General features: G+C 68.9%; 11 protein-coding genes. 5 read left to right on the top strand and 6 right to left on the bottom strand.

The window, feature by feature from the left end; translation table 11 throughout:
* Positions 1 to 25: 25 nt before the first annotated feature.
* From MLGJGCBP_RS20060 to MLGJGCBP_RS20075, 4 genes are all read right to left on the bottom strand, one after another.
* Entirely contained in the window at positions 26 to 1,639 is a 1,614-nt protein-coding gene (locus MLGJGCBP_RS20060) for a GMC family oxidoreductase (protein ID WP_160097703.1), read from the bottom strand.
* 70 nt (positions 1,640 to 1,709) lie between these two features.
* Complete coding sequence (locus tag MLGJGCBP_RS20065) at positions 1,710 to 2,846, bottom strand: acyl-CoA dehydrogenase family protein (RefSeq protein ID WP_160097704.1); 1,137 nt, start codon at positions 2,844 to 2,846, stop codon at positions 1,710 to 1,712.
* A gap of 46 nt (positions 2,847 to 2,892) precedes the next feature.
* On the bottom strand, positions 2,893 to 4,089 hold the full coding sequence (locus MLGJGCBP_RS20070) for an acyl-CoA dehydrogenase family protein (RefSeq protein WP_160097705.1): 1,197 nt from the start codon (positions 4,087 to 4,089) through the stop codon (positions 2,893 to 2,895).
* Between the two features lie 114 nt (positions 4,090 to 4,203).
* Positions 4,204 to 5,421: a cytochrome P450 gene (locus MLGJGCBP_RS20075; protein WP_160097706.1), complete on the bottom strand. Its 1,218-nt coding sequence runs from the start codon at positions 5,419 to 5,421 to the stop codon at positions 4,204 to 4,206.
* A 130-nt stretch (positions 5,422 to 5,551) separates the two neighbouring features.
* Between MLGJGCBP_RS20075 and MLGJGCBP_RS20080 the strand changes: the two genes are divergently transcribed.
* The 4 genes from MLGJGCBP_RS20080 (at position 5,552) to MLGJGCBP_RS20095 (ending at position 9,789) form a co-directional block, all read left to right on the top strand.
* On the top strand, positions 5,552 to 6,943 hold the full coding sequence (locus MLGJGCBP_RS20080) for an aldehyde dehydrogenase family protein (RefSeq protein WP_236581216.1): 1,392 nt from the start codon (positions 5,552 to 5,554) through the stop codon (positions 6,941 to 6,943).
* Positions 6,927 to 7,961: a cyclase family protein gene (locus MLGJGCBP_RS20085; protein WP_236581217.1), complete on the top strand. Its 1,035-nt coding sequence runs from the start codon at positions 6,927 to 6,929 to the stop codon at positions 7,959 to 7,961. The genes MLGJGCBP_RS20080 and MLGJGCBP_RS20085 overlap by 17 nt, the downstream gene beginning before the upstream one ends.
* 74 nt (positions 7,962 to 8,035) lie before the next feature.
* The gene (locus tag MLGJGCBP_RS20090) at positions 8,036 to 8,965 is read left to right on the top strand and encodes an enoyl-CoA hydratase (RefSeq protein WP_160097707.1); all 930 of its coding nucleotides are present in this window, start codon (positions 8,036 to 8,038) and stop codon (positions 8,963 to 8,965) included.
* Complete coding sequence (locus MLGJGCBP_RS20095) at positions 8,962 to 9,789, top strand: SDR family NAD(P)-dependent oxidoreductase (RefSeq protein WP_201453140.1); 828 nt, start codon at positions 8,962 to 8,964, stop codon at positions 9,787 to 9,789. Before MLGJGCBP_RS20090 ends, MLGJGCBP_RS20095 begins: the two co-directional genes overlap by 4 nt.
* A gap of 56 nt (positions 9,790 to 9,845) precedes the next feature.
* On the opposite strand, the gene MLGJGCBP_RS20100 is transcribed toward MLGJGCBP_RS20095, so the two are convergent.
* Together MLGJGCBP_RS20100 and MLGJGCBP_RS20105 are read right to left on the bottom strand one after the other, a co-directional pair.
* Positions 9,846 to 10,340, bottom strand: a complete 495-nt coding sequence (locus tag MLGJGCBP_RS20100) for an HtaA domain-containing protein (protein ID WP_160097708.1) — start codon at positions 10,338 to 10,340, stop codon at positions 9,846 to 9,848.
* Positions 10,333 to 12,060: a class I adenylate-forming enzyme family protein gene (locus tag MLGJGCBP_RS20105; RefSeq protein ID WP_160097709.1), complete on the bottom strand. Its 1,728-nt coding sequence runs from the start codon at positions 12,058 to 12,060 to the stop codon at positions 10,333 to 10,335. The genes MLGJGCBP_RS20100 and MLGJGCBP_RS20105 overlap by 8 nt, the downstream gene beginning before the upstream one ends.
* 174 nt (positions 12,061 to 12,234) lie before the next feature.
* Here MLGJGCBP_RS20105 and MLGJGCBP_RS20110 point away from each other — a divergent pair, with 174 nt between their 5' ends.
* Positions 12,235 to 13,752, top strand: a complete 1,518-nt coding sequence (locus MLGJGCBP_RS20110) for a carboxylesterase/lipase family protein (protein WP_160097710.1) — start codon at positions 12,235 to 12,237, stop codon at positions 13,750 to 13,752.
* The last annotated feature ends 4 nt before the right edge of the window (positions 13,753 to 13,756 follow it).

Here is a 13,756-nt window from a genome sequence, read left to right on the forward strand (position 1 = left end):
CATCGCGCCGTCGAGGACGCAGAGCTCACGCATCCTCCAGGATGAGTTTGGCCGCGTGCCAGGCCAGCGCCTGGGTGGGTGCGGAGGTGTTGCCCGAGGGCTGACGGGGAAAGACGGAGGCGTCGACCACCCGCACGCCCTCGACCCCGCGCACGCGCAGCCGGGCATCGACGACATCGTCCGCGTTCGGCCCGATGGCACAACTGCCGAGCGGGTGGTAACCCGAGGAGCCCGCGTTGAGCCCGAGTTGCTCGAAGTCGGTCTCGGTGCGGACGCCGCTACCGGGAACGCGTTCCTCGGTGACCAGGTCGGCGATCGGACCGCTGGCGAACAGCTCACGCACCCGCGGTCCGACCTTCGACAGGATCCGCCGGTCGTCCTCGGTGTCGAGGAAATTGGGCTGGATCGCCACCGGATCGCCCGGGTGCGGGCCGGTGATGTGGATGTTGCCGTGGCTTGTCGGGCGCAACGGGTACGCCGCCAGCATCAGACCGGGTTCGTCGTCCACCGCGAGCTTGTCGTTGTGCATGGTGGGGGCCTTCATCGAGATCGGGTTGAAGAAGCCGATGGTGTCGGGCCTGTCCGAGGTGGGGTCCGCCTTGAAGTAGAGCAGACAGGTGGCCGACCCCTGCGAGATGATGCCGTCCCGGCGGACGAGGTACTTGGCTCCCTGGGTCATCTGCTTTACGGAGCTGCCGACGAGCGGGTTGAAACCGTTCTCGGCTGCGGTGCGCCCGTTCAGCTTGTACATGAACCGCAGTCCGCGGTGCTCGTTGAGCCGCTCGCCGAGGTTCGGGCTCTCCGCGACCTGTTTGACGCTCGCGGCAGCGAGCACGTCGCCGCGGCCGATGCCCGAGCGCTCCAGCAAGATGGGGGAGTCCAGTGAGCCGCCGCAGACCAGTACCTCGCGGCGGGCCTTGATCTCCACCTTCTCGCCCCGGTGCCGCGCGAGCACGCCGACAGCGCGGGTGCCGTCGAAGAGGATGCGGGCGACCTCGGTGCGGGTCATCAGAGTCACGTTCGGTCGGCGCAACGCGGGACGCAGGAATGCTGTTGCCGCCGTGACCCGTAGCCCGCGACGGGTGGAGAACTGGGTGTAGCCGGCGCGCTCCAGGTCGGAGCCGTTGATGTCGATGACCCGCGTCGCGCCGATGGCGGCGGACGAGGCCATGAACGCCTCCGACACCGGCTCGACGGGCGCAGTGATCTCCACGCTCACCGGGCCGCCGGCGCCGTGAAGTTCGGAGGCCCCGAGTTGGAACGACTCGATCTCCCGGTAGGCGGCCAGGAAGGTGTCCCAGCCCCAGCCGGGATTACCGTCCTCGACCAAGCGGTCGAAGTCTCCCGCCCACCCGCGGTTCCACACCAGACCGTTGATCGTGGTCGAGCCGCCGAGCACCCGGCCGCGCCACCAGGCATCGATCGAGTCGTTGGGCCCGAACGGCCCGGCGTCGAACCTCTTGGCGTACTTGTCCGAGTGCATCGTGAAGAAGAAGCCCTTCGGGACCAGATGCATCGGGTTGCGGTCGCTGCCGCCTGCCTCGATGACCAGGATGCTCGCGTCGGAGCCGGCGGAGAGCCGGTCTGCCAGCACGGAGCCACCCGCGCCTGACCCGATGATGACGTAGTCGTACTCCACGGTCTTCTCTTCTCCTCGCTGCGTGTACCGGCTCAGGGAGCCGGTACAGGTTGTGTTGGGCGACGGGACCTCAGGCCCGCACGAGCCCGTCGAGCACCTGTCCAGCGATCCGGTCGAAGTGCTGTTCGGCGGTGCCGAGGGTGAGCGAGTCGGTGGTAGCGCGCTTGAAGTAGAGCTGCGGGGTGCCTTCCCAGGTGAAGCCGAGCCCGCCGTGCATCTGGATTGCGCTGGTGCTGACCCACGCGTAGGACTCGCTTGCCACCGCCTTGGCCAGGCTCGCCGCGAGTTGCGGGTCGTCGGTGCCGTCCTGCAGCGCCCAGACACCGTGGTAGGCCGCGGACCGCGCCGTCTCCACCGCGATGAGCATGTTCGCGCACCGGTGCTTGACCGCCTGATACGCGCCCACGGCCTGACCGAACTGCTTGCGGTTGGCCACGTGCGCCACGGTGATGTCGAGCATCCGCTGGGCGCCACCGACCTGCTCGACGGCGAGCAGCACGCCGGCGACCAGAGCGGCGCGAGCACAAGCACCGAGCGCTTCGGCGCCGGTGGCCAGAAGCCGTGCCGGAGTTCCGGCGAACGAGAGTGCGGCCTGACGGCGGGTGAGGTCGAGGGTGGTCAGCGGCGTACGCGTCAGCCCCGCGGCATCGCCTGCGACCGCGAACAGTGCAGGTCCCTCGTCGGTGGTCGCCACGACCAGGAGCAGGTCGGCGGTGCCGGCGTCGGGGGCCTGCGTGACTTCACCGCCCAGCCGCCAGGCGCCGTCCGTGGTCGTCGCCGTCACGGTGACGGCGTCGACGTCGAGCGTGCCGTCGGAGAGCGGCGCGACCAGCGTCGCGAGCTTCGCGCCGGAGCACAGCTCGGGAAGCAATTCGCGTTTGACGTCGTCGTCGGTGAGCGCGGCGAGGGCCGGCATCGCCAGAGCAACGGTGCCGAGAACAGGGCCGCACACCAGAGCGGCCCCCATCTCCTCGACAGCGATGGCCTGCGCGACCAGACCGGCGTCGTCGCCGCCGTACTCCTCGGGAACGGCGAGCCCGAGCACGCCGAGTTCGCTACCGAACCGTCGCCACAGCGCCCGGTCGTGGCCGGTGTCGCTCTCCATCGCTTCGCGTACGACCGCCTCGGGGGAGAACTCCCGGCAGAAGTCGCGCACCATGGTGCGCAGCTCCACCAACTCGTCGCTGAACTCGAACTCCTGTGTCATCGGCCTGCCTGTCGTGTGGGGAAGCTGGGGGTGGTCGGGGTCGCGCTCATCGGGGGATGTCCTTCCACGGAATGCCCTTGTCGGCGCGCAGTTCCTGCGGGAGCTTCAGGACGCGCTCGCCGATGACGTTGCGCATGATCTCCGAGGTCCCGCCCTCGAGGGTGGTGGCCCGGGAACGGAGGTACTTGCGCTGGATCGCTGTCGGCCCGCTCTCGTCGTCGGGCGCATCCGGGGAGTAGGTGTCGATCAGCGTCGCCTCGGGTCCGAGTAACTCGATGCAGAACTCGTAGACATGTTGTGCGAGTTCGGAATTGAGCAGCTTGATGATGGCGCTCTCGGGACCGATCACGCCCTTGGTGGCGGCCACGCGGGCCCGGTTTCCGGTCAGCCGCTGGCTCTCCGCCCGCACCCACAGCCGGACCAGACGCTCACGCAGTACCGGGGTGTGCCGCTCGGGGTGGGCGGCCCACAGTGCGAGGGCGTCGGCGATGGCGCCGCTGCCGCGGGCGGCGACGCGGTCACCCAAGGAGGTCCGTTCGTCGCCGAGGGTGCTGTTGGCCACGATCCAGCCCTCGCCGACCTCGCCGAAGCGCTGACTGTCCGGGATGAAGACGTCGTCGAGGAAGACCTCGTTGAACGAGGCCCGTCCGGTCAGCTGGCGCAGCGGCCGGACCTCGATGCCCGGGGTCTGCATATCGACGATGAAGTAGGTGAGGCCCTTGTGCTTGGGCAGGTCGGGATCGGTCCGGGCCAGCAGGATGGCCCAGCGGGAGAGGTGAGCGAGGCTGTTCCACACCTTCTGGCCGTTGATCCGCCAGCCGTCCCCCTCGCGTACGGCGCGGGTCGCCAGGCCGGCGAGATCGGAGCCGGCGCCGGGCTCGCTGAACAGCTGGCACCACTTCTCTTCGCCGGTGGCCAGCGGGCGCAGCAGGCGAGCGGCCTGCTCGGTGTCGGCATAGCGCCGGATGGTGCCGGCGACGATGCCGTAGCCGATGGTGTTGACGGTGCGAGGCTCGGGGCCGCCCGCCTCGCGGAGGATCCGGTTGGCGAGCGGTTGCAGCGAGCGCGGTGCGTCCAGCCCACCCAGTCCGAGGGGGAAATGTACCCAGGTGAGGCCGGCGTCGTACCACGCGCCCATCAGTTCGGGCAGCGGGGTGGTGGCCGGCGGATGCTCGGCCACCACTTGGCGGGCGGTCTCTTCGACCAGGGTCTCGCTGGCGGTCGCAGGGGGCGCGGTTGTCATGGTGATCCTTCGCAGCCGGGGGCAGTGACGGCAACCAACCTACTCGCTTTAGCATAATTAGAGCAGGTGAGTTGCCTCACTACAAACATAATTTGGATGGGTGGAAGCCGGATGTCAGATGAGTGCGGCGCTGCCCAGTCGGACGCCGGGAGTGAACGCCACCGGAATCGCCGTCGGGCCGACTACGGACGGGGTCTCGGGCGACTCGTGCCAGACGGTGTCACCGGTCGCACGCAGGTCGGGCATCCGGGTCACCAGCGCGGTGAACATCGCCACCAGTTCGGCCCGCGCGAGGTGCGTGCCGAGGCAGAAGTGCCTGCCTGCGCCGAAGGCGAGGTGCGGGTTGGGGGAGCGGCGGATGTCGAAGGTGTCGGGATCGGAGAAGACGGCGGGATCACGGTTCGCGGCGCCGTAGTAGCTCGCCACCTTCTGGCCCTTTCGGATCGCGACGCCATCGATCTCCGTGTCGCGCGTCACCGTCCGGCGCTGGAAGACGATCGGCGGGTCGAAGCGCAGCATCTCCTCGACGGCCTGGGGAACGAGGCTCGGGTCCGCCACCAGGGCGCGGTACTGGTCCGGGTTCTCGAAGAGCCGGAGCATGCCCGTCGCGAGCACGTTGCGCGAGGTATCGCTGCCTGCGCTGACCAGGAGCTGGAAGTCGAGCTGGAATTGAAACTCGTCGAACGGGATGCCGAGCACCTCCCCGTGCGCGATCCGGGTCAGCATGTCGTCACGGGGGCTCTCGAGCCGCTCCTTGCGGGCCACGTCGGCCCACTGGTACATGATCGTCGCCGCCTCGAGGCCGCGGCCCTTCGAGGTGTCGGCGCCGCTGGCGAGGACGGCCGCGGCGTCGAACATCACCAGCGACTGCTCGCGCGGCAGCCCGATGAGGTCGGCCATGACGAAACTGGCCATCCGGCCGGCGATGTCCTCGACGAAGTCGCACTCGCCCTTTTCGATGACCCTGTCGATGATGTCGTGGACCAGCTCCTGAAGGCGGTCATCTCCCGTGCGAACCGCGAGCACGCTCAGTTCTGGGCTGAGGAACTTGCGGTGCTCGGTGTGGTGCGGGGGGTCGGAGAAGATCAGATGCTGATGGGTCTCGTCGCCGGCGCGAGCGTCGTCGTTGATCAGCGTTGTCGGTGCGTTCGCGAACGTCGCGGAGTCGGTCTCGACCGCCTTGATGTCGGCGTAGCGCGTCAGGGCGAAGTAGCCCGGTCCGCCGTAGGACTCCTCGTGCCAGTGCACGGGGTCGGTCTCGCGCAGATGGCGATAGAGCTCATAGGGCTGGCCGTTCACGTAGTGGGCCGGGTCGAGCAGGTTGATGTCCATGCGCACCTCCGGAAGGAGAGAGATCCCGGGCGCTGCCGGGCTGACGAGTTTCAATAAGGGAACATACCTTTTTAAGTCTTGTTGTACTAGTGTTGAAAGCTAATTACGGACCCGTCCACAGGAGGACCACGTGACTGCCACGATGCCCGCCCAGCGCACATACCGAACTCTCAACCCCGCCACGGGTGAGCTGCTGCGAGAGTTCGCCTTCGTCGACGACGTGGATCTGGAGGCGAAGCTGGCGACCGCGCATGCGGCCCACCGCGTCTGGCGCGACGTCCCGATCTCGGAGAAGGTCGCGCTCTTCCTCGCGGTCGCGGACCTGATCGAGGCGAAACTCCCCGAACTCGCCCACCAGGCGACCCTGGAGATGGGCAAGGTGCTGCCACACTCGTTGGCCGAGGGCAGTGGTGCCGTCGACATGTTCCGGTACTACGCCAAGTACGGCGAGGAACTGCTCGCCGACGAGCTGATCGAGGTTCCCGGCTTCGCCAAGGTGATCCTGCGGCGGGAGGCAGTCGGTGTCGTTCTCGGCATCGAGCCGTGGAACGCCCCGCTCTACCAGGCGATGCGTGCGACCGCACCGAACCTGATGCTCGGCAACACCGTGCTGGTGAAGCCTGCCGAGATCTGCGCCGGCTCGACGCTGATGTACGACGAGATCTTCCGCGAGGCCGGGTTCCCCGAGGGTTGTTACCAGACCATCCTCGCCACCCCCGACCAGTGCTCGACCCTGATCGCCGACGACCGCGTCCGCGCTGTGACCCTCACCGGCTCCGACCGCGCGGGCTCGGCCGTGGGCGCCCAGGCGAGCAAGCACATCAAGCCGGTCGTCCTCGAGCTCGGTGGGTCCGACGCGTTCATCGTGCTGGACTCGGCCAACGTCGACCTCGCTGCCGGCACCGCGGCGGCCTGCCGCCTCGTTCTCGGGGGCCAGGCCTGCGCGCTGCCGAAGCGTGTCATCGTGACCGACGGCATCGCCGACGAGTTCACCGAGAAGTATGTCGCTGCGTTCGCCGGGCAGGTTCTCGGCGACCCGTTCGACGAGAAGTCGACCGTGGGCCCCATGTCGAGCCAGGCTGCGGCCGACCTGCTGCAGGAACAGATGGAGGACGCGATCGCGAAGGGCGCGACGGTGCTGCTCGCGGGCGGCAAGGTCGACGGCCCCGGGTCGTACTTCAGGCCTGCCGTCATCGCAGGTGTCACGCCGGAGATGCGGGTCTACAAGGAGGAGCCTTTCGGCCCGCTCGGGATGATCTTCCGGGTCGCCGACGCGGAGGCAGCCGTGACGCTCGCCAACGACAACCCGTACGGTCTCGGCGGCGCCGTCTTCGGCGCCGAGGAGGAGGCCATGCGGATCGCCGCACGCCTCGACACCGGTGGTGTCGGCATCAACGCCTTCCTGGGTTCGCCGACCGAGGTGCCCTTCGGTGGCACCAAGCGCTCCGGTGTCGGCCGTGAACTCGGGCGCAGTGGCATGGACCAGTTCGCCAACATGAAGACGTATGGCATCGGCGGCTGACCCGGACCCGACGCAGAGAATGGAGAAGACGATCAGCACTCGCCCGACTGTCTCGCCCCGGCGCAGCTACAGCAAGGCCCAACTCGACGAGATCGCCCAGCGCTACCGCACCTGGGGGCGCTGGGGGAGTGACGACGAGGCCGGCTCGCTCAACTACATCACGCGGGAGCGGAGAGCCGCTGCCGGTGCGCTGATCCGCGCCGGGAAGTCGTTCTCCCTGGCCATCCCGCTCGACCGGAACGGGCCGATGCCGGCGCGGTCGGCACGGGTCAACCCGCAGCACGTGATGTACAAGCACGGTGGCGACCTGCTGGCCGACTGGGACAACGCGCAGCACGGGATGCAGTCGACCGACGACGGCATCTACATGCCGCTGCAGTGCGCCACCCAGTGGGACGCCTTCTGCCATGTGTTCTACGACGGGGTCACCTACAACGGTCACGGTCCGCAGACGGTGACCAGCCAGGGGGCCGTCCACAACAGCATCGCCCAGGTGAGCGACCGGGTGGTGGGCCGCGGTGTGCTGCTCGACTTTCCGCGTTTCTTCGGCGTCGACTGGCTCGAGCCCGAGGCGGCGATCCAGGACGTCGACGTGGAGGCCTGCGCCGAGGCGCAGGGCGTCGAGATCGGCGAGGGCGACATCGTGCTGATCCGCACCGGGCACATGCGACGCCGGCGCGAGGAAGGCGAGGAGCACTGGGGCGATTACGCCGCCGGTCCCGCGCCGGGGCTGGGCGTGAGCGCGGCCGACTACCTGCTCCCGCGCAAGATCGCGGCGGTCGCCTCCGACACCTGGGGACTCGAGTCGGTCCCCAGCGAGTCGTTGCCGGAGGCGAAGTTCGCGCTGCACGTGATCTTCCTGGTCAACGCCGGTGTCCTGATCGGTGAGATGTGGGACCTCGATCAGCTCGCCGCCGACTGCGCCGCAGACGGCATCTACGAGTTCTTCCTCAGTGCCCAGCCACTGACGGTGACGGGAGCCGTCGGCTCGCCGTTGAACCCGATCGCGGTCAAGTAGGACCGCAATTATGTTGTTTCTATGTTTCGATCGAAGAATGGGGCGACACGGTCGTCGCGCCGGAGAGGACGCTCATGTCGGAGTACAAGTTCATCACCTATGAGGAGCTGGACGGAGGCGTCCTCGCGCGGATCACCCTGAACCGTCCCCGCTACCGCAACGCCCAGAACCGCAGCCTGCTCGTCGAGCTCGACGAGGCGATGCTCCGCGCCGAGGCCGACGACACCGTGCGTGTGGTGATCCTGGCCGGCAACGGTATGACGTTCTCCTCCGGGCACGACATGGGCACGCCCGACAGGGCCCTGGAGCGCGAGGCCGGTCCGGATCAGCACCCGACGTTCCAGAGCCACGGAGCGACCAAGGTCAGTGCTGAGAAGCGGATGACCCAGGAGTGGCACTTCTATTACCAGAACTCGCTGCGGTGGCGGAACCTGCGCAAGATCACCGTCTGCTCGGTGCAGGGACCGGTGCATGCGGCGGGACTCACATTCGCCTGGTCGTGCGACCTGATCGTCGGCGCCGAGGGCACGACGTTCGCGGACCCGGTGGGCACCCGGCTCGGTATGTGCGGCGTCGAGTACTTCGCCCACCCCTGGGAGTTCGGCCTGCGCCGAACGAAGGAGCTGATGCTCACCGGCGGCGAGGTCACGGTCGAGGAGGCCCACCGCATCGGCATGGTCCAACAGATCTTCCCGGCCGACGAGCTGGTGGAGCGCACGCTCGACTACGCCCGCGAGATCGCGAAGCGGCCGACCATGACCTCCTTGATGATCAAGGAAGCGGTCAACCAGACCCAGGACAACATGGGTTTCCACAACGCACTGCAGGCCTGCTTCAGCCTGCACCAGATCAACCACGCCCACTGGGCGGAGATCCACGGCGGCCGGGTCGCCCACGCGACCGTCGAGGACGGCGCTGTCCAGTGGCGCAAGCGGGAATCCTCGGCGGATCCCGATCAGGACCCGGAACAGACCGTCGCGCACACCACGGTGGCCGCGAAGTGACCGAGTGGGTGGACCGCGACGCGGACTGGAGCCCGGACTACGCGTCGATGCTGCGCCTGGACGGTGAGGTCCACGTGGTCCTCGGCGGCGGGTTCGGCATCGGCCTGCAGGCATGCCGGGCCCTGGCGGCCAACGGCGCGACGGTCGTCTGCGTGGATCGCGAAAAGGAACGCGCCGCCGCTGTCGCCGCGGAGGTCGGCGGCCTTGCCTGGACGGGAGACATCACCGACCGCGAGGCCATGGCCTCGCTCTTCGACTTCGTCGAGGAGCAGTGCGGCCGGCTGGACGGCGTGGTCGACATCGTCGGACTGGCAATGTACAAGTCGCTGGTCGACCTGACCGACGACGACTGGACGTTCCACGTCGACATCGTGCTCAAGCACGCGTACCTCGCGCTCACGTACGCCGGCCGGTTCTGGGAGCGGACCGGCACCGGCGGCTCGATCTCCTTCGTCGCTTCGGTCGCCGGGATGACCAGCGCTCCGAAGACCAGCGCGTACGGCGCGATGAAGGCGGCACTGATGTCGCTGGTACGCACGTCCGCGGTCGAACTCGGTCCGCTGGGCGTCCGGGTCAATGCCGCCGCCCCGGGCTTGGTGCGCACGCCGCGGCAACAGACCAACCCGCGCTGGACCCACGACCTCGTGGTCGCCAACGTGGACAAGACACCGCTGCGCAAGGTCGCCTATCCCTCGGACATCGCCGCCGTGCTGCTGTTCCTGAGCTCGCCGCTGGCCGGCCACGTCACCGGTCAGACGATCACCGTCGACGGCGGCAACAGCATCGTCTTCAACGTCGACACTCCCGAACCCGAGCAGGTCTGAGCGGGACTTTCGCCCCCGGCGCCCTGGATCCCCGCCTCGACGAGGATCCAGGGCGCTCAACTAACGAAGTGGGCCGCGGTGGCGGTGGTGACGATCTCGAGCGGGTCGAACGGAGCACCGGCGGGGTAGACGTGGTTGAACAGCGCCACGCCGTCCGCGGTGAGCGCGGCGTCCGAGCCGGACCAGCCGGCCTCGGTCCGGGTCATGGTCACGGTGACGAGCGGCAGGCGCGGCCCGGTCCCATCCTCGGAGGTCGGGTCCTCGACGCTGAGCACCGCCGTGCCGCCGTCGATGCCCAGCTCGATACGCGGCCCGGCCAGGCGGACGAAGAGCAGCCCGCCATGACCCGACAGCCGCAGGTCGCCGCGGAAGGCCAACGTCGAGGCGGTGGTCGCGTCCGGGTCCGCCGGATAGACGACGAGCTGCGGGTCGTCACGGGTCATCCGCGCGCCGTCGGACACCGACGCCCGTGCGTCCGGCAGCGCCGCCACATAGCGCAGAAAGCTGGCCCGGATGCTCCAGCGCAGCTCCGCGCCCGGGATCTCAGGCATCGACGGGATTGAGCAGGTCGGCGACGTCGAGCGTGGTGGCGATGTCGCGTTTGACGATCTTGCCGCTCGGAGTGCGGGGAAGCTCGGCATCGACGATCGCGATCCGTGCCGGCACCTTGAAGGCGGCCAGCCGCTCGGCGGCGAAGGTGCGCAGCTCCTCCGGTTCGAGGCGGCTGCCGGGCCGGACACGTGCGACCGCGACGAGCTCCTCGCCGAGCGCGGCGTGCGGCGCGCCGAATGCGGCTGCCTCGAGTAGGTCGGGATGTGCGTTGAGCGCGGCCTCGACCTCGGCGCAGTAGATGTTCTCGCCGCCGCGGATGACCACGTCCTTGAGGCGACCGGTGATGTAGACCAGGCCCTCCTCGTCGATCCGGCCGAGGTCGCCGGTGTGGAACCATCCGTTGCGGAAGTCCTCGGCGTCCGGCAGGTCGAAGTAGCCGCTGACGACCTGAGGCCCGCAGATCGCGATCTCACCCACCTCGCCGGTCGGGAGAGAGCGACCGTCCTCGTCCAGGATGGCTACCTGCACGGTGGGGAGCGTGCGCCCGACGCTGTCGGGATGACGGGCGAAGTCGCCGGCCGGAATGGACAGGACACCCGAGGTGGTCTCGGTCAGGCCGTACCCGGTGCGGGGCGTGATCTGGTCGCCGAAGCGCTCCCGTATGGCGTCGACGACCTGGAGGGAAGCTGCCGAGCCACCCATCCCGATGATGCGCAGGCTGCTCAGGTCGCGCTCGGTGGTTGCGACGGCGTCGAGGAAGGTCTGGATGACGAACGGCGGTCCTGCGATCTCGTTGGCCGCCTCGCGCTCGACCAGCTCGACCGCCAGTTCGGCGTTCCACTTGTACATCAGCACCAGGGTGTGGCCCGAGTACGCCGCCGTGTAGAGCGTGTTCATCCCGGCGATGTGGAACATCGGGAACGTCATCAGCTTCGTCGACGGTGCCGGCGGCAGGACCTGAAGCGGCTCGGTGGCGGTCGCAGGCACGACCCGCACGGCGCGGATGAGCTTGTTGAGCAGGGAAGCCGAGTGGTTGCGGTGGCGGTGCAGCGCGCCCTTCGGTTTTCCGGTGGTGCCCGAGGTGTAGAGAATCGTGGCGGGGTCCTCCGGGAGGACCTCCTCGGCCGGCGGCTCGGTCGGGTGACCGGCGCGCCGCACGAGGTCGGCGTAGGAAATTACCGCGTTGCGTCCGTGCTCGGTGACGGTGGCGTCCTCGGTTCGGACCCCGATCACGGCGCGTACCCCGCCTGCGGCCAGGTCCTCCTCGGCCAGCAGCGCGACGCGCTCGCGGTCGGCCACCAGTACCACCGGTCGCGACTCGGCGACCAGGTCGGCGAGTTCGCGGGTGCGGAGCCAGCCGTTGTACGGCACCAGCACGGCACCGAGCAGCTGGGTAGCCCAGAAGGTGAAGATGAACTCCGGGTAGTTGCGCATGGCCAGGCCGACCCGGTCGCCCTTGCGCACGCCGAGTTCGTCGCGCAGGGCGTGGGCGAGCGCCGCGACCTCCTGCCACTGGTCCTCGTAGGTCCAGCGCTCCTCGCCGTACACGACCGCCGTCCGGTTCCGGTGCTCCCGGGTGGCGAGGAAGGCGTCGCGCATCGTGCGCGGATCGCGGTCGAACATCTCCAGGCGCACGCCGTCGACGGCGATCTCCGTCAAGGGGAACGCCCCGTCGGGTGCGGTGAGGAGCCGGAGTCGAGTCGTCTCGTCCAGGGTCATGGTGGCGCTACCTTTCGCGAATGCCTATCGAGCGCCCGCCGCGGACAGGTCTCGGTCCGGCGGAGGCCGGTCGCGTCTCAGCGCGACTTCTGCAATAGTTGTACATAATAGCAAAATAAGTACAAGCGCGATGCGCAGCAAGACCGCGGCACGAGCACGACAGGGAGGCGACCGATGTCAGAGGTGGAGACGGCAGTGGTGGACGAAGCGGCCGAGACGAGGGTGGTGAGCATCGCGCAGGGCGCCTTCCGTGGCGCGCGCACCGGCAGCGGCTGGGCCTTCAAGGGGGTCCCGTACGCTGCACCGCCGGTCGGCGAGGCCCGCTTCGATGCCCCGCGCCCTCCGGTGCCGCATTACGGAATCGCGGACGCCACCGATTGGGGGCCGACCGTCTCCACCCCGCCGCAGCGGTCCGCGGTGATCGACGCCCTGCTACCGGACCCGCACCGGCAGGGCGAGAACGGCCTGAACCTCAACCTCTGGTCGCCGGATCTGGAGGGCACCGCACCGGTGCTGGTCTTCATCCACGGCGGCGGATTCGCTACCGGCGCCGGTTCCACCACGGCCTTCGACGGTACGGCGTTCGCACGCGACGGCGTACTCGCCGTGACGATCAACTACCGGCTGGCAGTGGAGGGCTTCGCGCTGCTTCCCGATGCCGCTACCAACCGCGGACTGCGCGACCAGGTCGCGGCGCTGGAGTGGATCCGCGACAACATCACAGCGTTCGGTGGGGACCCCGGACAGGTGACCATCGCGGGCGAATCCGCAGGCGCGATGGCGGTGTGCACTTTGCTCGCAGTCCCCAGCGCGCGTGGCCTCTTCCATCGGGCCATCTCGCAGAGCGGGACCGGGCATCACGTGCACTCGCGGGAACAGGCCGAGACCGTCGCCGCCGAGCTGGGCCTCGAACTCGGTGTCGAGGCGAATGCCCCTGCCCTGACAAAGGTCCCGGTCGAGGAGCTGCACACCGCCACCAACGCGGTGATCACCCGGCTGACCTCCGGCCAGGACCCGCGCTTCGCCGAGTTCCGCCGGCTGGTGTTCCAGCCCGTGGTCGACGGCGACTTCCTGCCCGAGCACCCGGTGGACGCGATCGCGGCCGGCGCCGCCGCGGACGTCGACCTGCTGATCGGGGTGAACACCGAGGAGTACGGGCTCTTCGTCACACCCACCGGCCTGGCCGACGCGATGACCGCCCAGGTCCTCACCGCCACTACGGCGAGGCTGTGCGAGGACCCGGGTGCAATGCTCGCGACGTACCGCGAGCAGCTGCCCGAGGCGACGCCGGCCGAGCTGTTCGTGGCGGTGCAATCGGACTGGTTCTGCATCGCCCCCACCGACCGGCTCCTCGAGGCTCGGCAGGCGGCCGGGAAGGCGTCGTACGCCTACCAATTCGCTTGGCGGCCGACGACGTTCGAGGGCGGGCTGGGCGCCTGCCACACACTCGAGGTCCCCTTCGTCTTCGACACCCTGGACGATCCCTGGGGGATCGAGCTGCGCGGTGCCGACGCGCCGCGGGAGCTGGCCGCCCGGATGCACGGCGCCTGGGTCGCGTTCGTCACCACCGGCGAGCCCGGCTGGCCGGCATATGGCGAGGACAGGACGTTCTGCCGCCTCGACCTCACCGACTCGCTGGTGCAGGACCCGTTGGCGTTCAGCAGACGGGCCTGGCAGGGTATCGCGTTCTGAGATC

Source organism: Rhodococcus sp. T7, assembly GCF_009872365.1.
GTDB lineage: Bacteria > Actinomycetota > Actinomycetes > Mycobacteriales > Mycobacteriaceae > Rhodococcus_F.

What these genes read in the sequence shown, in the direction of transcription:
- MLGJGCBP_RS20070 (WP_160097705.1), bottom strand. Translation starts at nt 4,089, where the DNA reads ATGACAACCGCGCCCCCTGCGACCGCCAGCGAGACCCTGGTCGAAGAG.
- MLGJGCBP_RS20085 (WP_236581217.1), top strand. Translation starts at nt 6,927, where the DNA reads ATGGCATCGGCGGCTGACCCGGACCCGACGCAGAGAATGGAGAAGACG.
- MLGJGCBP_RS20075 (WP_160097706.1), bottom strand. Translation starts at nt 5,421, where the DNA reads ATGGACATCAACCTGCTCGACCCGGCCCACTACGTGAACGGCCAGCCC.
- MLGJGCBP_RS20090 (WP_160097707.1), top strand. Translation starts at nt 8,036, where the DNA reads ATGTCGGAGTACAAGTTCATCACCTATGAGGAGCTGGACGGAGGCGTC.
- MLGJGCBP_RS20110 (WP_160097710.1), top strand. Translation starts at nt 12,235, where the DNA reads ATGTCAGAGGTGGAGACGGCAGTGGTGGACGAAGCGGCCGAGACGAGG.
- MLGJGCBP_RS20100 (WP_160097708.1), bottom strand. Translation starts at nt 10,340, where the DNA reads ATGCCTGAGATCCCGGGCGCGGAGCTGCGCTGGAGCATCCGGGCCAGC.
- MLGJGCBP_RS20105 (WP_160097709.1), bottom strand. Translation starts at nt 12,060, where the DNA reads ATGACCCTGGACGAGACGACTCGACTCCGGCTCCTCACCGCACCCGAC.
- MLGJGCBP_RS20065 (WP_160097704.1), bottom strand. Translation starts at nt 2,846, where the DNA reads ATGACACAGGAGTTCGAGTTCAGCGACGAGTTGGTGGAGCTGCGCACC.